Genomic DNA, 24,754 nt, shown 5'->3' on the forward strand with positions numbered 1-24,754 from the left:
GTGATGAAGGCGACGATGTGCTGGATGCCGGTGATGGTGATAACCAATTATCGGGCGGCTTGGGTGATGACAGTCTCGTTGCCGGTGCAGGCAGTGATGTGCTTAGTGGTGATGAAGGCGACGATGTGCTGGATGCCGGTGATGGTGATAACCAATTATCGGGCGGCTTGGGTGATGACAGTCTCATTGCCGGTGCAGGCAGTGATGTGCTTAGTGGTGATGAAGGTGATGATGTGCTGGAAGCTGGTGATGGTGATAACCAATTATTCGGAGGGAGTGGTCACGATAGCTTAGTTGCTGGCTCGGGCGATGATGTACTTAGTGGTGGAGAAGGGGATGATGTGCTTGATGCGGGGGTTGGTGATAATCAATTAAGTGGGGATGCGGGCAATGATAATCTCAGTGCTGGTAGTGGCAGTGACTTTTTAGAGGGAGGATTAGGCGATGATAAACTCAGCGCTGGAGGGGGAGATGATTTACTCTTTGGCGGTGAGGGACAAGATACACTTATCGGTGGAAGCGGTAATGACCAATTGTTTGGCGAAGCGGGGAATGATCAATTATCTGGAGGAGGGGGAAGCGATCAACTTTACGGGGCAGAAGGCGCGGATCAGTTATTGGGTGGCGGCGGGAGCGATCAGTTATTTGGGGATGAAGGCAGCGATAGTTTAAAAGGGCAGTCAGGTAATGATTCATTATTTGCTGGTGAAGGTGATGATGTACTTGATGGTGGTAGTGGCACTGATGAACTGTATGGTGGTAGTGGTGATGATAAGTTAGTTGGAGGAACGGGAGTAGACATGCTCTTTGGGGGGGATGGTGATGATACACTTATTTTTGATCGTAGTGATTTTGGTGATAATGAAAATGGAACTATGGACAATTCAGAATTTCGCTATGATGGTGGAGAGGGATTTGACTTAGTCGAAGTCACTGAATTAGAAGATAATGTAATTGATATGACTGGAAGTGCTATTCAGAATGTGGAAGCTTTTATCGTTGATGAAGATGTTGATGATGTACAACTTATGTTGTCATTAGATAAAATTTACCAAGAAGGTGCTGGTACCCCCTTAGAAAATGAGGGCGAAGGGACATTAGAAAGTAATTTCTTAGTCGTGGGAAGTGGGAATTTAACCTTATCTGGCGATCATTGGAGTCAGTCGGATTCTATGTTATCGAGTCAATCGTTAGATCAAGATCTAAAAGAAAAATATGAATCTGAAGGTGTCGATATAGAACAGCTTCAAGGTTTTGTTTTTTCAAGCGAAGATGGAGATGTTGTCATATGGAGTGATTTAGATGCAGGCAATATTTCGTTTAATGATGATCAACTAGGCTAATCTCTATTTGGTGCTGTTTTCATTATTTTGTGTTTTGCTGTTAACTGTGTCTCATTTGTTGTTGTGACGAGGGGGCGTTGACAATTGGCTATGATTATCTGATTAAGATACAATTTTTCTCTTTGAAATTCATATGTCCCGTAAAATAATTAGCGATAAACAATGGCAACGAATTCATTACTTCCAGGAAAAGTCACTGACTGTGGGGTCACCGCAAAAGATAATCGTCTTTTTCTTGAAGCAGTCCTTTGGATAGTCAGGTGCGGCGTGCCTTACCAAGCGAGTTTGGTCATTGGAATAGTGTTTATATGCGCTATAGTCGGGGTGCAAGAAAGGTATCTGGGCCAATCTATTTGAAGTTCTAACAAAAGATAAAGACAGTGAATATATCAAGGTTGACGGGAGTATTGTTCGAGTTCATCAACATGGTGTACCAAAAAAAATGAACGGGATATTAACGCAATAGGTAAATCTCGTGGTGGTTTAACGACAAAAATTCATGTCACAGCAGATGCATTAGGTAATCCCATCAGATTTATAGTGACGGCAGGACAAGCTTCAGAATACGGTCAAGCAAATGCCCTAATTGAAGATTTCCACCCTGAATATGTTTTAGCTGATAGGGGATATGACTCAGATGATTTTGTTGAAGTGATTGAAAATAAAGGGGCTGTAGCCGTTATACCTTCACATCGAGGAAGAAAAGCCCCTCGAGTTCATGATGCAGATTTATATAAAGAGCGAAACCTTGTCGAACGATTATTTCAAAAATTAAAACAATACCGCAGAATAGCAACGCGTTATCAGAGAAAGGCTAAGCACTATTTAGGGACGCTTCAATTAGCGGCATCAATGATTTGGCTAACTTAATTATCAGCGCCCCCTAGAATATCCCCATACTCCTACTTTTTCATTTGTATTGGCTTAAAATTTGGCCTTTTTTCTTATGGTTTATTTAGACTAGCTCTTTTGTTTGAATTTTAAACTAAAGAGCTAATACTTTAGTGTTATCTGTGGTAAGAGGCAATATATAAAATAAGAGGGAATTTATTGAATACCAATAAATAATACTATATTCAGGCATAATAACGATGATGCTTTGTTTTGTATTTCTAAATATTGATGATGTAAATATGGCTTTGTTGAAGTGAAATAGTACGATTAATCTTGTTACTCAGAGCCCCTAAGCTTGTTGAAAGAGAAATTCATTACTAGAATTTCAACAGTAAAAGGATTTATTAGTGTTGATGTTCGTATTTTATACGTAGTCAACCAAGATAACTTGGACTGACATATAATATGAAAACTATTTTACTGGTAGAAGATACAAAAGTCCTATTGATGATCATTCAGAAGAAACTCACTTCTCGTGGTTATCATGTCATAACGGCAATGAATGGTAATGAAGCATTACTTCAATTAAAAGCCCATCCAGACGTTCAAATGGTGCTGAGTGATTGGATTATGCCTGAATGTGATGGCATAGAGCTATGTGAGCAAGTCAAATCTTCTTTATATTCTCGTTATATTTTCTTTGTATTGTTATCAGCAAGAGATGATCAAGACTCTATTATTCAAGGCATTAATGCAGGTGCAGATGATTTTATTGCTAAAGATACTGATATTGAAGAACTCGACGCACGCTTAAAAGCCGGCTTTAGAACATTGAAGTTGCATAATGAGCTGGTGTCTAAAAATACCGAATTAGACTCTGCCTATGCAACGATTAAGCAAGATTTAGAAGCTGCAGGTGAGTTTATTAAGCGATTATTACCGTCAGATCCCCATTTTGCCAGAGCAGAATTAAATTATGTGTCTATTCCCAGCGCACAAATTGGTGGTGATATGCTGGGGTGTATGCAACTCGATGAGAATAATGTGGGCATTTATTTATTTGATGTGGCGGGTCATGGTGTCTCTTCAGCACTGATGTCCTTCTCGGTACAGCAAAGTATTAGTGTAAGTGGTGATAGCTCTTCGTTAGTGAGGCAGAAAATCGATACGCCCCCTTATTATAAAATCACCTCACCGTGTCAAGTCATACAACAGTTAAATGAATTGTATTTGAGCCAAGAGGGAAGCGATCTCTATTTTACTATGGTGTATGCCATTTTAAATACGCAGACAGGATTACTCTCTTATGCTTTTGCAGGTCACCCTCCATTAGTATGGGTACAAGATCATAAAGATAAAGCGGTTTTTGTTGAGCAAGATAGCTTTGTTGTCGGTGTATTTGATTTCGCAGAATATACCACACGAACCATACAGTTATCAGCAGGGGATAAAATTTGGCTTTATTCAGATGGGATAACTGAGGCTGAAAAAGACAGCCGTCAGTTTTCTGAGGCGAGATTAAAAGAATTGATTTTTGATATCAAAGAGCAACCCACTTCTATACAAGCGAATACTGTCATTAATGAAGTGAGACAGTGGCAAGGTAAAGAGCAGTTTGATGATGATGTGAGTGTGTTGGTTTTTGAATGGAAAGGTTACCCAGAAGGAGATGAATCATGCAATACGAGCTCATTGAAGAAAACAAATACACAGTATTTCAAATAAATGAAGACAGGTTTGATGCCAAGTTAGCCCCGGCATTTAGAAATGAAATTGATTTAGTCAAAGGAAATATAGCAGAGCATTTAGTACTGGACTTAGGCCAAGTGCGTTTTATGGATAGCAGTGGACTCGGTGCTGTGATGGGCGTGTACAAATTATTGCGTAATACCAAAATTAGTATCGTGAATCCACAAAAGTCAGTTCAAGAGTTACTCAAGTTGACCCGTATCGACAAGTTGATTTTAAGTCATGCAACTGTCGAAGATGCCACTTCTGCTCAATAGAGGATTGTATGATGAAAGGAATGATATTGGCTGCAGGAAAAGGAACACGCATTAGGCCTATTTCTCATATGATCCCTAAACCCATGATCCCTATTCTCGGTAAACCGGTGATGGAGTCAATGATCCAGCTTTTTGCCAAGCATGGTATCGATAAAATTGTCATCAATACAAGCCATTTAGCTGAAAATATAGAAAGCTATTTTGGGGATGGTCATCACTTTAATGTGCAATTGTCTTATTCATATGAAGTCATTGAACAAGACGGGGAGTACATTTGTCAAGCACTCGGTTCAGCCGGCGGAATGAAGAAAGTTCAAGACTTTTCGGGCTTCTTTGACACGACTTTTCTGGTGGTTTGTGGGGATGCTTGGATTGATTTAGATTTACAACAAGCCGTTACCCATCATAAGGAAAGTGGAGGGTTGGCAACCATTATAACAAAAGAGGTGCCTTTAGAGGATGTCAGTCAATATGGTGTCGTGGTGACGGACAAGCATGGTTTAGTTTCCCAATTTCAAGAAAAACCCATGAAAGAAGACGCATTATCGACTCAAGTGAATACTGGAATTTATATTTTTGAACCGGCTATTTTCGATTTTATTCCTTCCAATATAGAGTTTGATATTGGTGGTGATTTATTTCCATTACTCGTTGAGAAGAATGTTGATTTTTATGCAGTGGATATGGACTTTCAGTGGTTAGATGTGGGAAAAGTTCATGATATTTGGTCTGTGACCAGTGATATTTTAAAAGGAAAGGTTAAGGGATATCCGATCCCTGGAACGCAAGTCGTTCCTGGCGTGTGGGTGGGAATTAATACCGTTATTGATATTGAGCAATGCCAAATCACGCCTCCTGTTATTATCAGTAATGGATGTGAAATAGGTAATGGAGCAACAATTGTCGGCCCTGCTGTTATTGGAGCAAATTGTAAGATAGATCCACAAGCATTAATCAGTAATACACTCATTTGTGATTATATTCATATTGCAGAAGAAGCGTATATTGCAAATAAAACCATGTTTGGAGATTACTTATTGGGGCACGATGGATATACCCAATTAATAGAGAGTAGTGATTATATTCATACCCTAAAAAATAGAAGTATATCCAAGTGGACTTCTAACATTGAACGCAGTGTGGATGTGTTGGCCGGTGTTGCATCGCAGGTTAAACAACCTTAAGGTCAGTTTGTAAAATAAAAGGATGTAATCTTATGGTATTAAAGGGATTTAATCGTAGTTACCCCAGTCGTCTTGACACGTCTAGAGCGGTTTCAGCTGATATTATTCCCTTTTGGCATGAACTTAATTTAGCTGAAGAGCTTATTTGTCAAATGGAATTATGTTTAGTTGAAATTGTGAATAATGTTTTTGAACATTCGTATCACAGTGTTGAAGGAGATAAGGTTGAAGTTGAGTCTTATTGTGAAAATGGAAAGCCAACATTAGTGGTTAAAATTTCAGATTATGGTACAGCAATGCCGTCAGATTTATTATCAAATAAATTAGAGGAAGATTTTGTCGTTCCTGACCCAGAGGATCCTGACACATGGACTGTGAGTAATAGGGGATTGAGAATTGTACAGGAACTTACTGATAAAACTGAGTATATGACCGCAATTGGCCGAAATACCTTAACCTTATTTCGTCATACTCAACAACATAGTGAATTGAGTAAATGAAAGCCGCAATCCTCACTGTTTCACTCATCTTTTGTTTAGGGTGCTGTTTGCCGCCAGTTTGGCAAACCAGTGAGCAATCTTTAAATGGTGCTTGGCATTTTGAGTATTCCATGTCGCCTTCATCCCCGTTTATTACCACTAAAATACCGGTGCCAAGTAATTGGTCTAGTTTAGGAATAGATCATCATGGTGTGGCTTTTTATAATCGTGAATTATTGGTTGACACCATTAATCTTCATGAGCGTTTATGGTTGGTGTTTGATGCTATCGACTACAGTGCTGATTTAAGTGTTAATGGTAAATTATTGGCACAACATAATGGTTATTTTTCACCTTTTAAAACAGAAATAACTCAAGCGGTGATCCCCGGAGTAAATCAAATCGATGTGAAGGTCACAAGTCCAATAGAAGAAAATGGTGAAGATTGGTCACTTAATAAAACACTCATCAAAGGGGTATTGAGTCATCATGATACTCGTCCAGGCAGTGCTTGGTCTTCAGCAGGACAAGATAGAAATTCAGGCGGGATCTGGGGAAATGTTAATTTAGTGTCTACGGGGCCGGTTGCCATATCGAGTTTTAAAGTGACTCCGAGCATTATTGATTTAAAAAAACGTCATACAGGCGGTAGCGCAACAGTTGAGCTTGACAGTTATTTTAGAGGGCAAATCAGAGTCGATTTTCATTTAATGAATATGGCTAATAATACCCTTGATAGTAAACACAGTACTGTGGTGAATATGACACAAGACCGTCAAGAAATTCAATGGACATTACCTGAAAAACCCCGTGAATTATGGTGGCCTTGGGACTGGGGGCATCCAACAATCTATTCGTTAAAAGTGACTGTGGCGGTTATTGATGAGCTGTTTGGGTTAGACAAAGTGTCTGATTTTAAAAAAGTGGAGATTGGTTTTAGGCAGTTTGAATTTGATGAAAAAAATGCAACATTCTATGTAAATGGTGAAGCGTATTTTATTCGTGGAACCAATTATATTGCCAGTCAATGGTTAGGTGAAATGGCGGTAGAGGATTATGAAAATGATATACTGCTGATGCAAGAAGCGAACATTAATAGTGTCAGAGTACATGCTCATGTAGCAGGTAAAGCCTTTTATCAATTAGCCGATCGTCATGGGCTTATCATTTGGCAAGACTTTCCTTTGCAATGGGGTTATTTAGATGAGCCCTATTTTACTAAAGAGGCGGTGCGGCAGACTAAAGTCATGACCGATATGTTGTACAATCATGCCTCTATTGCATTTTGGTGTGGCCATAATGAACCGCCTTGGGATGCAGCTTGGATGGCGCATCAGTATAAAAATTACCAAGCTAATCATAATAAAACGTTAACAGAAGCGGTTTATCGACAACTATTGAAAACACAAGATGCACGGATTGTGAGAAAGGCTTCTTTTACAAGAGAGCACCCTTGGTTTGGATGGTATTGGGGACGTTATCAGTTTTACCGCACTAAACCGCTTGCACCCATTGTGAGTGAATTTGGTGCTCAAGCGTTACCCAGTGTGTCTTTAATGAGAAAAATTCTGGCTAAATCAACAAAAAATATGACTGCTTTAAATGGGGCTGATTTCATTTCTTGGCCATTGACATTTGAGGATATTAACTTACTTAAATATCATAACTATCAACCGGAACAAACGTTAAATATTGCCAAAGTATCGATGGGTAATAGTTTACAAGAATTTGTTCAGCATTCTCAAGCTTACCAAGCCCGTTCAATTAAATATGCCAGCGAAAGTTTACGGTTACGCCGGAAAAAAGATATTGCCGCGATTTATCAGTTTATGTTTGTCGATAGCTGGCCTTCAATCACTTGGTCTGTGTTAGATTACAAACGTCGGCCTAAAAAAGGTTTTGATACTCTCAAACAAGCTTACCAAATCTTACTTCCTGTGGTTGAAGCCCTGCCGAATAACCATCACCCGTTGCTGGTTGTCGCTTTAGTCAATGATAGCCGCATTCGATACCACAATGCTTCTTTATGGTTAGTTGACGAAACAAGTGACACGGTACTGATACAAGTTAATGTGGACATTAAACCCAATGATCTCACTCGGATTAATCTACCTGTTTCTCGGTTCAATATGGAGAATTTTTCTCTTATCGTGAAGGATCCTTCCGGAAAAGTATTGTCTATTAATGAGTACAATACTAAACAATTGGAGCAAGAATTAATATGAAAATTAAAGGGTTGTTGCTTCTATTGTGTCTTAGTTTATTATCAATTACCGCTTCGGGGAAAGAACAAACTGTCGAAAGCCATCTTGTGGTTAATCAGTTAGGTTACCCATTACTGGCGTTAAAACGTGCTTACTGGATTGATGCTAAGGCTGATAATGTCAGCTTAATGAATATGCATACCGGTAAAGTGAAGCAATATCCGGTTAATATAAATTCCGTCATTTTAGGGAAAAAACAAACCGTATCCACTATCGATTTCAGTCAGTTGGAGGAGCCAGGTTGGTACCGATTTAAAGCAGGAAGACAACTCTCTGCGCCATTTCATATTAATGATGATGTCTATCATCCATTACTGTACCGTCTTATTCGAGCATTATATTTACAACGCTGTGGTGTTGAAATTGAAGATAGAGAAACAGGTATGTCCCGTCCTCCAAGTCATACACATGATGCGCTTATTTTTCGCACTGATAAGGTGAATAAAAAAAATACTTGGATAGATGTGAATGGGGGTTGGTACGATGCGGGAGATTTTGGGAAATATGTCGCCACAACAACGATTACGGTAGCGCATTTATTGGAGGCCTACCGACAGGCGCCACAATTATTCACAACAGACTTTTTTCAACCAGAAATGTTACAAAAAGAGGCATTGCCCTATATTTTGCAAGAAGCAAAAATTGGACTGACTTGGTTAGAGAAAATGCAGCGCTCGGATGGTGCGGTGTATAGAAAAGTATCTGGAAAGCATTGGCCTAAGGTGATAGCACCTTGGAATGATATTCAATTGCGTTATATTTTTGGTGTGAGTAGCCCTGATACGGCAAAGTTTGCTGCGACGCTGGCTTTTGCAAGTCGCATCTATAGGCCCTTTGAACCGAAATTGGCGAAACGTTACTTGAACGCGGCGATAAAGGCATGGACATTTTTAGCGATGACGCCTAAGCAATTCACGGATTGGAAAAAAGAGGATGACAGTGGATCCGGTCCTTATATCAGTAATGAGCATGACACCGAAACCAGCTTATTAACTGATGTAGATGATAGGTTATGGGCGTTAGCTGAACTGTATCTAGCCACCAAAGAAACACAATACAAACAGACTTTCTTAAGCCTATATTCATCAGAATACTTAGATATTTTTGAATGGAAAAATCCGGCACTAATGGGTATTTGGCATCTTATTCTCACTCAAGAGTCAGCCTTTAAATTGTTGCAAAGGGATTTACATGCCAAAGCCGCTCAATATGCGCAGGTAGCCCAATCACAGCCATTTTTTGTCGCCAATGATCGTTTTATTTGGGGGTCCAATAAAATGGTTGCAGAGGTGGGACTGCTATTGGCTTGGTCATCACAGCTGAGCAATACTCACGCTCAATATGGGCGATACAGTCAATCACAACTGGATTATTTACTTGGGGCCAATGCGTTCAATTTATCGTTTGTGACAGGGTTTGGCAGTCGTTCGGTGAAGAATATTCATCATCTCTATCAAAATGCGAGCGGGGTGCATATTCCGGGTTTTTTGGTGGGGGGACCGAATGAGCATGCGCAAGCGGGAATTGCACCCAAAGGGCTCGGTATGTTGAGCTATGTGGATCATGAAAAATCTTACGCGGTCAATGAGTTTGCGATTGATTATAACGCCAGTTTAATTGGTTTATTAGCAGCACAATCTGCGGCACTAAAGCAGGGGAAAAGGGAGAGATGAAATGGATTTTTATTTTAATGAGTTTGAAAATAGAACGCCGCCAGATCCCGTTAAACACAGTCATTTTAGAGAGTTACTATATCAGTATTTAGCCACCTGTAATATCACCTTAGGTATATGGTATCTCGTCTGGCGTTGGGGCTTTGCGCTTAACTATGATGCCATGTGGTTTTCTTTGCCTTTAGTGTTTGCTGAATCCTGTGCATTTATAGGCTCGGTTTTATTTGTATTTAACTTATGGAAAACGAAAGATGAGCCTAAAAGTCCTGCTCCCAGCAGTATTGGGGAGTGCGTTAATGATCCTACAGAGGACAGGCCGCTTTGTATCGATGTGATGTTTCCAACATATGATGAAGAGCCAGAGCTGGTAAAACTAAGCATTCAAGATGCATTGAATATTCAATATCCTCATGAAATTGAAATTAAAATTTTTATTCTCGATGATGGGAAAAGATCTGAGATGGCCCAATTGGCCCAAGAGATGGAAGTGGAATATATTACTCGAGAAAATAATGTGGGTTATAAGGCGGGAAATCTTCGTAATGCACTGGAGCAAACATACGGTGATTTTATTGTTATTTGTGATGCTGATACCCGTCCTTTCCCTACGATTTTAGAACACACTTTGGGTTATTTTCGTGATCCCGATGTGGCTTGGGTGCAAACACCCCAATGGTTTTTTGATTTACCGGCTGGAGAAAGACTGCCAGACTGGCTAAAGCGGCGTTTAGGCAGACCTTTTTCTTGGTTTGGACGTTTGGTTGAAAAGTTTTATGGTCCGGTGACCCTAGGCCGAGATCCTTTTGTGAATGATCCACAAATGTTCTATGACGTGATCCAACGTAGACGTAACTGGGTGAATGCGTCTTTTTGTTGTGGTGCGGGGTCCATTCATCGTCGTGAGGCCGTGATGGAAGCTGCGCTTCGCAGTTACAGTCATCAAATTAGCTTAGAGCATGAAGCGATTGAAAAACAAATTCGTAAACTCACCAAAGAAAAGCAGGTTGATGAAGAGGTGTCCTCTGGCTTACGGCAAGAAATTATTTTAGATACTGAATTTACCCCTTATAAATTTCATGTGTCTGAAGATATATACACTTCTATTATCCTTCATGGTGATACAGAAAGGAACTGGCGTTCGGTTCAACACCCTGAAGTCGAGAGTAAAATGTTATCGCCCCAAGATTTACAAAGTTGGACTGTACAACGTTTTAAGTATTCCGGTGGTTCAATTGATATTTTTATGAATGATAACCCGTTATTAAAAAAGGGAATGAGTTTTAAGCAAAAATTAATGTATGGAGCCAGCTTTTGGTCAAATTTATCTGCTATTTGGAATGTTATTTTTCTTGCTTGTCCCATTATTTATTTTCTTACCAGTATTGCCCCTGTTAGTGCATATGATGTGACTTTTTACATGCATTTTATTCCGTTTGTGTTAACGGCAGAGTTAGCCATGATGGTGGGGACATGGGGGATCTCGGGATATCAAGGTAAAACGAATTTTCTCTCTTTTTTTCCAGTGAATATACGGGCACTTTGGACGGTATTAAGAGGTAAAAAAATCAGTTTTCCAACCACGCCAAAAGATCGGCAGCAAGGGGTGTTTTTACATTTAGTGATCCCGCAACTTCTGGTGTTCTTTTTAAGTTTATTCAGTATGGCATTTGCTTGGTACGCCTATTACAGTGGCTTTTTTGGTGATTACTCATTGGGCGGTTTGATATTTAATAGTTTTTGGACGTTAAACAATATGATGGCGATGTGGGGCATGATTGCCTCTGCTTTTTGGTCACCTAGCACTAATCAAGGAGAGGAATTAGATTATGGAATCGAGTAGCTCTTGGGTCAAAGCACGCCATCATTTTGTGTTTATTGCGGGGTTAGCGACGGCGTTGGTGCTGGCATTTTCTATTGAAAATCGCAGCTATAACCAAGTATTAGGTAATTTGAGTTTTAAAGCCACTGAGCCTATTCCTTTTCGAGAAGCAAGAATGTTGACCGATGAAGAATATGTGTGGGCAAAAACCGCATGGCAATATTTCGAGAATAATTATCAAGATAATACTGGGTTAGTTAATTCTGTAGACGGCTATCCGTCAACCACAATGTGGGATACGGCTTCGTACTTGATGGCGCTTATTTCTGCACAGCAATTGAATGTGATTACGCAAACAGAATTTGATTTACGTATGGAAAAGGCATTAGTGACTTTAGCACGGTTGCCGTTGGTGGAAAATGTGCTGCCTAATAAAGCCTACAATACTCAAACGTTAGCCATGGTGGATTATACCAACCAAGATGCACCTGATGGTATTGGCTGGTCTGCGATAGATGTGGGGCGCATTTTGGTGCCTTTTAATATTTTGATTTGGAAGTACCCTAATTTTAATAAACAAGTGAATAAAGTCTTAGAGCATTGGAAAGTCGAGGCCATGAATATTGATGGCTATTTGTTTGGTTCAAGGCCTAAAAAAGCGGGAAGTGGATTTGATTTAGTGCAAGAGGGTCGTATTGGTTATGAAGAGTATGCGGCAAAAGCATTGGCTTTAATGGGACGTGATGTGTTTAATGCCTTGAGGTACGCCGACTTTTTAAAATTAATTACCATTGATGGCGTTGAAATACCAACGGATAATCGCGATCCCGCTAAGTACCATGCTCATAACTATGTGGTCAGTGAATCTTATATCTTAGATGGAATTGAATTTGGCTCTGACAGTATTTCACGTATTTTTGCTTATCGAGTGTATAAAGCGCAAAAAAATCGTTTTGATCGTCTCGGTATTTTAACCGCAGTCAGTGAGGATAATATCGATCAACCTCCATATTTTGTCTATAACACGGTGTTTTCTGATGGCAAGGAGTGGAATGCGATTACGGATACTGGTGCAGATGCCTCTCAATTAAAAACCTTGTCAACTAAAGCCGCTTTTGGCTGGTATGCGTTGTATGACACACCTTACACATCCAAGCTTATTCAAGGTGTTGATACCTTATTTGATCAAAGTAAAGGTTGGTATTCTGGGCAGTACGAGCGGGACGGTAAAACCAATACGGCTATTACCGCTAACACTAACGGCATTGTATTAGAATCTCTGGCTTATATGCAAAATGGGGCGTTGTTAAACATTGGTGCCGATACGCAGCTTTGAACTGGGAGTATCATATGCGTGTTTTTTTGACTTGTTTATTTCTTATACTCATGACAGCTTGTGGCAATAGTTATCAAGGTTTTTCAAGCGATGTGGTTGAGCGTGAAAGCCATTGGACAACCCCCGTTCCTCGTTCGGGCCCGTTAACTGAACATGAGTTAGAAATGGCCAAAATTGCTTGGAAATATTTTGAAAATAATTACCAAGAATCAACTGGACTTGTAAATGCTGTGAATAATTACCCTTCGGTTACTTGGTGGGATGCGGCGTCTTATTTAGCGGGTATGGTTAGTGTTTATGAGTTTGGTATTATTGATAAAGCCGAATTCAATAGCCGTTTTACTAAGTTTGTCGCCACATTAAATACCATTGATTTATTTCGAGGCGAATTACCTAATAAAGTGTACAACACACAAACCGCAGCGAAAGTGGATTACGCTAACCAACCAGGGGAAATCGGTTATTCAGCATTGGACTTAGGCCGTTTAATGATTTGGTTATACATCATAAAGCAACGTTTTCCTGAATATGCGACGGCCATTGATTCAGCCGTGTTGAGGTGGAACTTTTGCAATGTGGTTGATGAGAATGGCACCATGTTTGGGGCGTTACTTGAAAAAGGCAAAGAGGTTCAGTATTTACAAGAAGGGCGTTTAGGCTATGAAGAATATGCGGCAAAAGGATTTGAATTATGGGGATTCAATACTGATCAAGCATTGCTGCCGGAGCCTTACGGTACCATTAATATGTTTGGTTATGATGTGCCTTATGATACGCGGGATCCTCGAAAGTTAAAAGCTCACAGTTATGTTGTAACAGAAAGCTATGTGCTGGATGGGATTGAATTAGGTTGGGATGTCACCTCCGATCGTAGCCCACATGACAGTCATTATTCCCATGAATGGATGGCTGAATTTGCCATTCAAATCTATCGTGTTCAAGAAGCGCGTTACCGTGAAACAGGGATTATAACGGCTCGAACAGAGCATCAACTCGCCGGTCCGCCATACTTTGTATACGATACGATTTATACCGATGGATTTGCATGGAATACCATTTCAGAGGTGGGCGAATATTTACCGCAATTTTCAGCTGTTGCCATTAAAGGGGCGATGGGCATGTGGGTGCTGTGGGATACAGAATATACGGATTTATTATTTGATCATGTGAGTCATACTTACAACGAAGAAAAAGGTTTTTATGAAGGGATTTACGAAAATGGTAAAGGATTGATTGATACTTTCACTTCCAATAATAATGGCATTTTATTAGAGATTCTATTGTATAAAACCCAAGGTAAAATTTTAACTTACCGAGATGATATTGCGCCAAGTTTATGGGATAAGGCGCTAGAAACCCAATTTGGGCACGAAGGACAATGTTTACCTCGGAATAATCAAAAAGCGAAAACCTTAGCAAACCTTGATGCCGTTAGCCCTCAATAACATATTGATATTGAGGAATTAAGCATTGAAACGGATTATTTATCAGGTTTGTTTATTGATTGTCGTATTAACAATATCGGCATGCGGCGCTCTATATCAAGGTGTCCAGTCGGGGGTGACAGGCGTCAATGAATCTCAGTGGATAAGACAAGGGCGCTATGGCCCACTCACAGAGCAAGAATTACAATGGGCACAAATTGCTTGGACTTATGTTGAAAATAATACACAACTGGCCACAGGCTTAGTGAACTCCATTGATAATTATCCCAATATGGATTTATCTTCATTTGCTGATTATTTATTTGCCTTAGAAGCCGGTCGTCAGTTTGAATTAATTACTACTAAAGAACATGATGAAAGGTTGACGTTGGCAATTAATTTCCTCGTGACAATGCCCCTAGTGGCTTATAGCGTACCCAATAAAGTTTATTCAACAATAACAGGGCAAATGGTGGATTATGGCAATCAACCCGCAGAAATTGGCTGGTCAGCGATTGATGCGGGTCGGTTATTGATTGCGCTGGCTTTTACCAAACAACGTAATCCTGAATTTACTGAATATATCGACAAAGCGGTGTTACGTTGGAATTTTTGTGAATTAGTATCCAAAAAAGGTGAATTATATGGCGGGGATATTAATAACGGTCAAGTGACTACTTATAAAGAAGGACGCTTAGGTATTGAAGAATATGCGGCTTATGGTTATATGGATTGGCAAATTATCCCCGGAAAATCCCTTGCGTTAGAGCCTTATCAAGTGACCACCATTAATGGGATTGATTTGCTTTTTGATGGTCGAGATCCCCGCCATTATGATGTCCTTAGGCCCGTTTTCCCCACGCCATTTTTGTGGTTTGGCTTGGAGTTTAATTGGGATGATATTGACGATAATAGCTCATTTGATGCCAATCATAGTAATGAGATTTTAGCTGCCATGGCAGATTCCATCTATCAAGTGCAAGAAAGTCGCTGGGATGTAGAAAGAGTCTATACCGCTCGAGGGGAACATGTGGTGTCTGGCGAACCTTATTTTGTTTATGACGCAATTTATGCATTGGGCACACCATGGATTACTGTGGCGGAAGATGGTAGCAGTCATGATCATCTGGCATTAGTGTCAACACGAGTTGCTTTTCAAATGTGGGTGCTTTGGAAAACCAATTATACGGATCGTTTAATGACCTTAGTGAGAGAACTATATAACCCTCAAAGAGGTTGGTACGAAGGACGTTATGAAGCCTCTAGTCGTTATGAAAAAATCATTACATTAAAAACCAATGCGGGTGTGTTAGAAGCGTTGCTTTATAAGGTCAATGGAAAGCTGTACCAAGCTAATGAAGAGAAAGAATACCGTGATGTCCAGTTTGATTCGCGTTTTTATCATCCTGGTAAGTGTTTAGTGGAGACGTTTCGATGAACACTATGATAAGAGTGGGCTTAACATTTTTGACGTTGATGATACTTTTGTTGAGCGCCTCATGGCACAGTGCGGTATTAGCTGTGACTAAAGAGTTGGATCTGACTCCTTATACTAAAACAAATTATTTATTGTCCAAAGGGCGTTATAAACAGGTGGCTGAGCATTGGGATAAACTCAGTATACTGTTGTTGGCTAATCGCAATGGACTCGATCAGCAGACTATGTGGCAATCAGCTGGACTAGCAGCAGCCTTAGCCAGCATTGCTGCGGACAAAAATAACGATCCTATTGCTTATCAATATTGGGCTGACAGCACGCGTTATTTATTAACGGGTGGGACTAATTGGCAACAAGTGCAGGCGCATTTACATCAACGATTAGAAACGGCTAATACTCAATTATCGGTAGTATTACAGGTCAATGATGTAACTGGTGGGCTTGATGAGTCTTTAGAAAAAGAACTGTCTGTATTACAAGTCTGGGATGATAAGCTCGACTTTTTTGCATTTACAGCTCCTAAACTGGGTCTCAACAAATATACTGAGCCGAGTCAAACAAATCAAGCTGCATCGAATGTGAGACAAACTAACCGAGCTCGCCCCACGCATCAAGAAAAAAGTAATGGGCAGCAAAAGAAACTGTCAGGATTTGATGCGAATTTCTCTCAAACTCAGTCCTTTATTGGCGCGCCGACAGTGACACAAACAGATGATGTGTCTTCAAAGAATCAATTAGATCCAGAAAAAAACCTAACGGATGATTCGAATAAAGAGGAACATAATGATGACAGTAGCATAGAGGGTAAAGAAACGGTCATAAATGGAAGTGATTCAGCACTATCTTCGGCGGCTCAAGGACATATTCAACCCTCAACAGCCCCCAGCCCGATGGTGAGAGGTAATTTGTCTATCATTGAAGAGCAGCAGTACGAATCGAGACAAAAGCGCCACTCATCCAGTCCAAGTGCTTCTGAGCTGGATATAAAACATGACGCAGAGGATAAACCTGCAGCTCAGGCGGAGGAAAATGAATTGCCCAATAAGCCAGCAGAAGACAATTCGGCAGCGATAAATGGCGCTGAAAAATTAACTCGGCCTTTAGCTGAGAATAATTGGCGACAGACTAAAGTGAACGCGCTTCCTAAACGCATTAAGCCAAAGGGGCTGTTAGCAGTGAATAACATAAAAGTAAATCAGCGAACCAATAACGCTACGCTGAATGCGGTGTGGGTGAATCAATCTGCGACGCGACTAAAAGTCAATACCTTATCCAGTAAGCTATTGAGTGACACATTGGTTGTTGAGCCCGAGAAGCATGATGGATTTTATCAATCAATAGGGAGAAGAAATAGGCGTGAGGCTTGCAATTTGAGTCGTCATTACTAGCCTTAATATAGGATGTGCGTTGATTGGTGATCATTGGGATTATGAATCATGAAAAGCAATCATCGTTGAGTTGTTAATAATATGAAGGGATTCATTATGAGTAGTGCGTCAAGATTAGAGACACTGGTTAATCATGCCAATCAACATTTTGATTTAACGGAATCGAGTCATCAAGATCATTTACTCTTATTAGCGGATGCCTTATTGGAGTTAAATGACATTTCATCTTCGCAATTGATCACAATGTCTTTAAAACCTAGCAGTCCACTTGAATTTCAATTAGCGGCTAAATTAGTCTGCTCACGACGGTATATATTAAATATCAGTAGACCGATTAATGTTGGGATTGTTTATGCCATGTGGGGCGAGCAAAATCGTCTGTGTGAGAAGAGTGAACATAATCCCAATGGAGAAGATTCATTAAACGCTAAAATACGGCAATTAAAATGGGTATGCCAAGATTCAATGGTGAATTGGTCCCTTTATCCTGTTGATGATGGTTGTCCCTATAAGAGTTATGATATCGCAAAAGATATTGTGGACAGTCATGATGAAGGTGAGCATGTCAGTGTATTGCATTTAAAAGATGGGGTGGCCCAGCATAAAGGGCCTTTAGCGAATTTAGCTTCACCTGATGAGTCTAGTAAAGGGGGAGCGATTATTTATGGTTGTTTAAAAGCACTTGAGCAACAAATGGATGCGATCATTTATACTGATGCGGACAATTCTGTACATCTTGGGCAACTGGGGTTGATTTTAGAGCCCTTTATAGAGAGGAATGTGCAAGTCGTATTAGGCAATCGCAAACACACTGAATCCATTTTGGTGAAACAAGAAGAGCGTTGGGGGGTGGGTATTAAAACCCTAAGGCATATGCAACGTATGGTGGGAAGTGAAATCTTCTCAAAAGGGATCCATGATACGCAAGCGGCGTTCAAATTATTTAGTCGTAATGCGTTAGCCACGATTTTGACTGCCCCGACTGTGTTTGATTTCTCTTTTGATACTGATTGGATTTTAGCCTCAATGAAGGAACAACTCGTGATTGAAACCATTCCTTTTGCGTTTATTGATTCCGCGGCAGAGTCAGCATCTGTTGTGCAAGGCCCGATGAGCACTTGGCTGATTTTATTAACAGGATTAGTTAAAGCCCTGAGAGCACGAGAGGTTGAACATGATACCGCTATGGCTGAAGTGATTGATAAACATGTAAAAACAGTCAAAGACCTTGAGCAAATCATCGATTTATTACCGCCTGAGTTGACTGAAGTGCCCGATAAAGAGTTAGGACAACAGGGCTTGATGTCACCTCAGTCATTATCCAAATGGTTAACGCAGGTGAAGGCTGGACAAGTTAGATTGCAATAAACCTTATCAATAAAAAGGCCAACTATGCCGATAGCACGCAAAGTGGGAGGAATATTCGGTATTATAATGGCCTTTATGACTTTTATCGCCTTGGCCAATGAAGTCTTGCACAACCCAGAACCCCTCTCTCCCCAAACTCCATCGGGGTTAACGCGAAGCATCAAACCGATTTACTCCCCTTCTTCCAAAGAAACACTGCCCTATTTACCACATCCTATAGCAGTGATAGAAATGCTTGAATACCAACTGCGAGAAGGAATGTTAGGCACTCTTTATGTGGTTAATGAACCTCAAATCAAGATTGCTCAACAAGCCGCGACTAATACCAGCGCTGACAATAAGCCAAGGATCCATTTTCAACGCCGTGCCGTTATTCCTATTGGTGATAAAAAAGCGGTTCCTGCCGATAACCAGCCTGCTTTTAAGGAAAAACAAGTAGCGAATGAGCCAATGAAGGTGATCCCTTTAAGCCGATCAGAAAAGCTTTTGCTCAGTAAAGCGCAGCGCTTTATGAATGATAACTGGAATGATAAGACTGGTTTTATTGACTCTGTTAATGGTTATACTCAAACGACCATGTGGGATGTAGGCAGTGCCATCAGTGGTATTTTAGCCCTAGATGCGCTTGGGGTTACAGACAATGCACTCACGCAAATAAGACTTGAGAAGCTATTATCGACATTAATGAATATGCCATTGTATGACGATAAATTACCAAATCGGCAATACAATACAGTCACTGGGGAGCCATCTGGGCCCTATAGTCGTTCCAGTCGTCATGGTAATGGTTGGTCAGCATTAGATCTCGGCAGACTGTATATTTGGCTGGCGATTATAAAGCAACAAAAACCTTTGTTGGTGCAGCAGGTAGATAAAGTCACGAATAAATGGCAATTAAGCTATGCAGTTAAAGATGAAACCTTGTTTGGCATCAAGTTTACAGCTAAAGGTGAGCATTTCCGCCAAGAGGGGAGGCTGGGTTATTTACAGTATGCAGCGAAAGGTTATCAACTTGCCGGGCTAAATGTGGACAGTGCGTATGATTGTGATGAATTAGGTGAAGTACAAGTTGAAGGGCATAGTTTATTAATTGATGAACGAAATCTACCTTTTTTTACCCTTGACCCTTATCTACTCTATGCCATTGAAGTGGGGTTTACTCAGGCGTGCTGGTTTCAGTTAAGTACGTTATATCAGTTGCATAAACAGCATTATCAACGTTTCGAGCAGTTAAAAGTGTATGCTGAAGATTCCCTTAATCGAAAACCTTGGTTTTTGTATAATAATATTTTCTATCAAGGTTATGCTTGGTGGAGTGTGTCTTCATCAGGTCAATCCGTACCGAAAGCGAATACGCAAATCTTCAGTAATAAAGCAGCCTTTGCGATGAGTGTGCTCTTTGATGATGATTATGCCAAGTTATTAGCAGAGCAAGTCATCAAGCACAGTTTGAAGCATCAACATGTGCCGACAGGGATCTTTTCTGATGGAAAGGCAAATATTGCATATAATATTAATACTAATGCGTTAATTTTAGTCAGTTTATGGTTTAAGTCTAGGAATTATACCCCCATTTTGAGTTTGGGCAGCAGATCTTTATTGTGAAATAATGATAGTGGCGATAACAAGATGATGACAAAGGAAGGGGGGAAGAAGGTGCGATGGCAGTATTGGTGGGCAACCTCGATGTCAATTGGGTTAAGCACAATAGGCTTATTTTATGCCACTGACAGTTTGGCCAATAATCATCAAACCCAAATGGCTAAGCATGCGCCTAAACCACAAAGTTCACCGTTATCAGTGGGCGAGAGCAGTGAGAATATTGCGAGCGATCCAACCCAGCTTGATGAGATTTGGCAAGGGGTGAGTAGCTCGTTTGCATTACCTTTTTTTACTTGGGATGCAGACACTCCTTGGTATAAGAGGTGGAGTGGTAATATCAGTCTAGGTTACCCATTGGCTGATACTCCAGAAGTCTTGCCCGCGGGGGCGACGTCTGGGCCAAGTAATCAAAATAAGACCGCAACGTTATCCCTTAAATATTCGATTTTGGGGAATTGGTTTATTTCAGCAACAGCCTATTATTATTTTGATGCCGATCTACAACAATCGTGGAATCCAGATTATACCTATGTTTTTGGTTACAGTGATTGGCGACCCTATACTTTTAGCTTGTTGTACTCAAATTATGGGGGAAATCGCTTTTCCCCAGAACCTGGGCAGAAAAGTACTGAGTTTGGTCAAGGCACTTGGTCGTTGGGCTGGAAGTTCCCTGTGGGTGAACCTTGGATAGATTGGCTATCTTTCACCGACGAAGGGGCAATAGGGTGTCAACTGGATTATAACTATACTCCTGAGTTTTTTGATTTAGCATCAAGTGAATACCACACCGGACAGCAGACCATCAGTTTAGGGTGTAAATATGCTATTATCGGTAACTGGTATGTCAATGGGACGGCATTTTATTATTTAGACAGTTCGCAAAAACAGCCATGGAACCCTGATTATACCTATGGTTTTGGTTATTTTGATTGGCGTCCTGGTACTATAACGGTGCAGTACAATAATTACTCGGGTAACCGCTGGAATAGTAGTGAACGAGGCGAAGACACTGGCCGTTTCATCGATGGTTCGATAAGCATCAGTTATTCTTTTACCTTTTAGGGACTATTGAATTAATTAACCTGAACTCGGGATAAGCAGCGCCGCTTAATAGCGCTATTTTAGCCCCCATCTATGTTGTGTTTTCTACTAATAGCCCACTATTAGACACGAAATCCCGTCTTGATATAGACAAAAATAGCGGTATTTAGCCAAGTTAAACAATAAAGAATAACCGGTATGATTATAACCTGTTGACTTTAAATAGGTTACCAATGCTCTTTGACACTCATTATCCCGAGTTTAGGTTAATTAAGCAGTTTATGCTGGACTTTTGTTTGGCAATGAGGGCAAATATAAGAATGTTTATGAATTTTTTCATGACAAGCATGGCATTCAATAGTACGACGATTTTTACTGCATAAGATCAACACAAGTCCAATGGGTCCCAGTACATAACCTAATAAAAAACCTGCTATGGTGTTGCCTTTTAAGTGGCCAATAAACGCAGATATAATCAATATGATCAGATAGAAAATCATCCAGAATGTAATGTTATCCATATCCATTTGGCATGTTTCCTATAAGCTAAGCAATAAGCTCTATTCGCCATATACTTAAAAGTGTGCCATTTAAAAAACAACAACATCATGTACATTCCAGTCATGCTCTTCACTGCATAAAGGGCAAATAAAGCGGTTATACTGAGCATTATTATTGCTTAAGTCATAAGCATTCATTTGGATCCCCGTTGGGGTCAATTTCAATTTATTCGGACAAATAATCTCAATAATTTTGCCGTTTTTAGCATCTTCCATTAATAAACCTATTTAATAAACGAATCTTATATTGATCCCAAGTGATATTCATACTTTGATTTCACATCGGTATAAGTGAGTAATCTTAAGGATGAAATATAAAGTGTAATACAGATCAGGCGTAGTTCAAGTGAGGTTGAGTGATGTTTTTGTGGGTATCTCTTTGGATTTGGCTTAACTCAACAGCCGTCATTCACTTGACTTAATTTAAGGGCGCTAGGGCCTGTTGAAAAAACACCGAGTCACTATTTCCTATCTATACTTGTATTTGAACGATAATTTGCGGAGTTTGTATCATGATAAAATGTAGATTAGGCATTTCATGTACCTTATTAATGATCTTATCATTCCTCTTATTGACAGGCTGTACTAATACGCCAAACCCTTATGGTAATTCTTATGGCTCTGCTGATACACGTACTGTTCAGCAAGTGTATTACGGTACCATTATAAAAACGGAGCCGGTTAACATCGATGCGTCATCAGGTACAAATATTGTTGGTACAGTGGCTGGGGCTGCTGTGGGGGGAGTATTAGGCTCAACCATAGGTGGAGGCACAGGATCCACTTTAGCGGCAATTGGTGGCGGGCTGTTGGGGGGCTACGCGGGAGGAAAAACCGCCAATGCGTTAGGAGAACGCAATGGTGTGAACTTAACAATCCGTTTGGATAATGGCAATGTCATTTCAATTGTTCAAGAAGCTAATCCAGATATGATATTTAGCGTTGGTGAGAAAGTACAAGTGAATATGTCTGGTAGTACGGGCAGAGTGGTCCCGAGGTAATATCGAAATGTGTTTGAGTCTGTAGGTGATAAGGTCGTGCTGAATGATATCAAGCGCTGAGCAATGAGAAGTGAACGTTTTAGTGTTGGGCAGTGACGGACTCGTTCGATGTCGGCAGTAGATAAAGGAAATATGTGCTTTAAAACAAGAATTGGGCTTTTATTTTTGACAGTGAGACAGAAGCGTTGCTGCTCGTTCATATGCAAATATTTGGTAAACTTCATGAGAGGGGGGAGTGTGCCAGTGTGCTTGTTTTATTATTGTATTCGTTATCGTTATCATAAGCGTGAGTCGCTACTCCAATAAGTTGTTTCTTTTATTTTAATGCCGAATATGCCCATTTATTAATCGTTAAATAATTATCCATTAACGTCTCTCACTAAAGAAAAGGGGATGAGATGCCCGTTTATCAAACCAAAAAGATGAATAAATCGTTTCTTCAAAGCGTCAACATTAAACCGTTAACCAAGCAAAAGTCATTTCAACATATTAGCCAAAAAGTGTCCAATTCGGGTTGACCAGTACAGTCTAACGAAGCAGGCTTATACTGTATCGTCAGCCGTTTATTCAGGTAAAGAGATCTTAATCTAACAGAACACAACAAAGACAAATGATATGGCTTATACCTAATTTGTTTATCCAGCTAATGACAAATATGATCATTGGCAATGACAATCATAAAGATCAACAAAATAGGCTCTTGATATCTACTGTTATCAATTATTAAGAATCACATTATTAAGGTCGGATTTTAACCGATCTTACATAATTGATTGGCTAGCTTATATTTCCAGTATTTGTGATGTATTAATCTCTATAGATTATGTCTTGACTAGATTGTGACACATGGAAGTTGCAATTTATTCACACGGTTATTCTGGCGTATTTTTATTCATTCCTTCGCCGCCACTAGTACAATTCGGCCTTTATAGAATACAAATAAGACGGAGTGTATAACGCGGTATTTTAAAGATAAAAAATTAAGGTAAATTTTATCTGGTCAGTAATCTAATTAATCTTACTGATTGAATTAAAACACTTATTAACTTTAAGGACGATTAAATGAATATTCTTGGTAATGTGGTACCTCAACCAGCAGTTCGGCGTTTTGATTGGATGGCTTGTGCATTGAACATTGGCAACAGTCCATGTGATTACTGTAATCAAGAGGTTAGATGTAAGCAAGATAAGCTGGCTTGTCGCCAATTTGTTCAATATGTCGAGCATGGGGAGATAACGGCAGGAAAAAGTGAAAAAAACGATGAGCCAAGTCGTAGTTTGTATGTGAAAGTTTTTTTTAATCAGAATGAACTTAATTTAAAGGAGGAAGATATTGGTGAGATTAAGCGGTTAAATAAGCTGCGAGGAGTGGATCATAAAATGATTGCAGATCAATTTTATATTCTTCCTGAAACGGTTAGAAAAATAGTGGGGGCTGCATGAGTATTCGGTTATTGAATAAGATGACGCCTCGCAGTGTTGCGTTAGATATTGTTCGTGGTGGCGTTCCTGAAATCAGTTCGAGTGATGTTGCCGCTGCGCTCAGTTTTGGGAACCTATCGGAAGCGGCATGTAATTTTGGCTTAGCGAAATATTGCAGTGATAATATCGCCACCTATAAACTGATGGATTATTTTAATGAAATTATTAAAGAGAAAGTAAAAATTGAGCGATGGAGTCAAGGCATTAATGAGACAGAAGGACTCGCTAGGTTGATGATGCTTGAAGGGGTTTATGGAGTACGCTGCAATAAATGTAAAGGGAGAGGGCACATCATTCAAGCTCAAAAAGGTCGAGGTGTCGCTAATGAGTGTGGAAAATGTCATGGTAGCGGTTTAGGGACGTTTAGTCAGCGTCGCCGTGCCGAAATTGCCAATATCTCTTCCAGTAGTTGGGACAGGCATTGGAAATTGAGGCTAGATAAGTTATTAGTTTATGCCTATGAATTAGAGTCGCAATTAAATCGGCACTTGAAGATGCAGTTTTTTAATTAA

General features: G+C 40.1%; 20 protein-coding genes and 1 pseudogene. 19 read left to right on the forward strand and 2 right to left on the reverse strand.

Annotated elements, in window-relative coordinates:
- The 16 genes and pseudogenes from Q0976_RS14600 to Q0976_RS14675 form a co-directional block, all read left to right on the forward strand.
- Positions 1 to 1,343, forward strand: a 1,343-nt coding sequence (locus Q0976_RS14600) for a calcium-binding protein (RefSeq protein WP_299494598.1), incomplete at its 5' end; no start/stop codon positions are given.
- Between the two features lie 133 nt (positions 1,344 to 1,476).
- A pseudogene (locus Q0976_RS14605) lies at positions 1,477 to 2,213 on the forward strand (IS5 family transposase).
- Positions 2,214 to 2,642: 429 nt separating this feature from the next.
- The gene (locus Q0976_RS14610; protein ID WP_299494599.1) at positions 2,643 to 3,902 is read left to right on the forward strand and encodes a SpoIIE family protein phosphatase; all 1,260 of its coding nucleotides are present in this window, start codon (positions 2,643 to 2,645) and stop codon (positions 3,900 to 3,902) included.
- Entirely contained in the window at positions 3,854 to 4,183 is a 330-nt protein-coding gene (locus Q0976_RS14615; RefSeq protein ID WP_299494600.1) for an STAS domain-containing protein, read from the forward strand. Before Q0976_RS14610 ends, Q0976_RS14615 begins: the two co-directional genes overlap by 49 nt.
- A gap of 8 nt (positions 4,184 to 4,191) precedes the next feature.
- Complete coding sequence (locus Q0976_RS14620) at positions 4,192 to 5,367, forward strand: NDP-sugar synthase (RefSeq protein ID WP_299494601.1); 1,176 nt, start codon at positions 4,192 to 4,194, stop codon at positions 5,365 to 5,367.
- 32 nt (positions 5,368 to 5,399) lie between these two features.
- Positions 5,400 to 5,867 carry an ATP-binding protein gene (locus Q0976_RS14625; protein ID WP_299494602.1) on the forward strand — a complete coding sequence of 156 codons (468 nt, stop codon included), beginning with the start codon at positions 5,400 to 5,402 and terminating at the stop codon, positions 5,865 to 5,867.
- On the forward strand, positions 5,864 to 8,071 hold the full coding sequence (locus Q0976_RS14630) for a sugar-binding domain-containing protein (protein WP_299494603.1): 2,208 nt from the start codon (positions 5,864 to 5,866) through the stop codon (positions 8,069 to 8,071). Before Q0976_RS14625 ends, Q0976_RS14630 begins: the two co-directional genes overlap by 4 nt.
- Complete coding sequence (locus tag Q0976_RS14635) at positions 8,068 to 9,783, forward strand: glycoside hydrolase family 9 protein (RefSeq protein WP_299494604.1); 1,716 nt, start codon at positions 8,068 to 8,070, stop codon at positions 9,781 to 9,783. Before Q0976_RS14630 ends, Q0976_RS14635 begins: the two co-directional genes overlap by 4 nt.
- 1 nt (position 9,784) lies before the next feature.
- A complete protein-coding gene (locus tag Q0976_RS14640; RefSeq protein WP_299494605.1) occupies positions 9,785 to 11,623 on the forward strand; it encodes a cellulose synthase catalytic subunit in 1,839 nt (612 codons plus the stop codon).
- Complete coding sequence (locus Q0976_RS14645) at positions 11,610 to 12,938, forward strand: DUF3131 domain-containing protein (protein WP_299494606.1); 1,329 nt, start codon at positions 11,610 to 11,612, stop codon at positions 12,936 to 12,938. The genes Q0976_RS14640 and Q0976_RS14645 overlap by 14 nt, the downstream gene beginning before the upstream one ends.
- 14 nt (positions 12,939 to 12,952) lie before the next feature.
- Positions 12,953 to 14,383 (forward strand): DUF3131 domain-containing protein, encoded by a 1,431-nt coding sequence (locus Q0976_RS14650; RefSeq protein ID WP_299494607.1) that lies wholly within the window; start codon positions 12,953 to 12,955, stop codon positions 14,381 to 14,383.
- 25 nt (positions 14,384 to 14,408) lie between these two features.
- Positions 14,409 to 15,800 (forward strand): DUF3131 domain-containing protein, encoded by a 1,392-nt coding sequence (locus Q0976_RS14655; RefSeq protein ID WP_299494608.1) that lies wholly within the window; start codon positions 14,409 to 14,411, stop codon positions 15,798 to 15,800.
- Positions 15,797 to 17,188, forward strand: a complete 1,392-nt coding sequence (locus Q0976_RS14660) for a hypothetical protein (RefSeq protein ID WP_299494609.1) — start codon at positions 15,797 to 15,799, stop codon at positions 17,186 to 17,188. Before Q0976_RS14655 ends, Q0976_RS14660 begins: the two co-directional genes overlap by 4 nt.
- Before the next feature lie 96 nt (positions 17,189 to 17,284).
- The gene (locus Q0976_RS14665) at positions 17,285 to 18,556 is read left to right on the forward strand and encodes a glycosyltransferase (protein WP_299494610.1); all 1,272 of its coding nucleotides are present in this window, start codon (positions 17,285 to 17,287) and stop codon (positions 18,554 to 18,556) included.
- A gap of 24 nt (positions 18,557 to 18,580) precedes the next feature.
- Positions 18,581 to 20,161, forward strand: a complete 1,581-nt coding sequence (locus Q0976_RS14670; protein WP_299494611.1) for a DUF3131 domain-containing protein — start codon at positions 18,581 to 18,583, stop codon at positions 20,159 to 20,161.
- A gap of 24 nt (positions 20,162 to 20,185) precedes the next feature.
- A complete protein-coding gene (locus Q0976_RS14675) occupies positions 20,186 to 21,220 on the forward strand; it encodes a hypothetical protein (RefSeq protein ID WP_299494612.1) in 1,035 nt (344 codons plus the stop codon).
- A 245-nt stretch (positions 21,221 to 21,465) separates the two neighbouring features.
- On the opposite strand, the gene Q0976_RS14680 is transcribed toward Q0976_RS14675, so the two are convergent.
- Positions 21,466 to 21,726: a hypothetical protein gene (locus tag Q0976_RS14680; protein WP_299494613.1), complete on the reverse strand. Its 261-nt coding sequence runs from the start codon at positions 21,724 to 21,726 to the stop codon at positions 21,466 to 21,468.
- 63 nt (positions 21,727 to 21,789) lie between these two features.
- A complete protein-coding gene (locus Q0976_RS14685; RefSeq protein ID WP_299494614.1) occupies positions 21,790 to 21,975 on the reverse strand; it encodes a hypothetical protein in 186 nt (61 codons plus the stop codon).
- A gap of 296 nt (positions 21,976 to 22,271) precedes the next feature.
- Here Q0976_RS14685 and Q0976_RS14690 point away from each other — a divergent pair, with 296 nt between their 5' ends.
- From Q0976_RS14690 to Q0976_RS14700, 3 genes are all read left to right on the forward strand, one after another.
- Positions 22,272 to 22,760, forward strand: coding sequence for a glycine zipper 2TM domain-containing protein (locus Q0976_RS14690; protein ID WP_299494615.1), 489 nt, complete (start codon positions 22,272 to 22,274; stop codon positions 22,758 to 22,760).
- Between the two features lie 1,062 nt (positions 22,761 to 23,822).
- Positions 23,823 to 24,203: a hypothetical protein gene (locus tag Q0976_RS14695; RefSeq protein ID WP_299494616.1), complete on the forward strand. Its 381-nt coding sequence runs from the start codon at positions 23,823 to 23,825 to the stop codon at positions 24,201 to 24,203.
- On the forward strand, positions 24,200 to 24,754 hold the full coding sequence (locus Q0976_RS14700; protein WP_299494617.1) for a hypothetical protein: 555 nt from the start codon (positions 24,200 to 24,202) through the stop codon (positions 24,752 to 24,754). The genes Q0976_RS14695 and Q0976_RS14700 overlap by 4 nt, the downstream gene beginning before the upstream one ends.

It is taken from the genome of uncultured Shewanella sp. (genome assembly GCF_947501665.1).
In the GTDB taxonomy this organism is placed as follows: domain Bacteria; phylum Pseudomonadota; class Gammaproteobacteria; order Enterobacterales; family Shewanellaceae; genus Shewanella.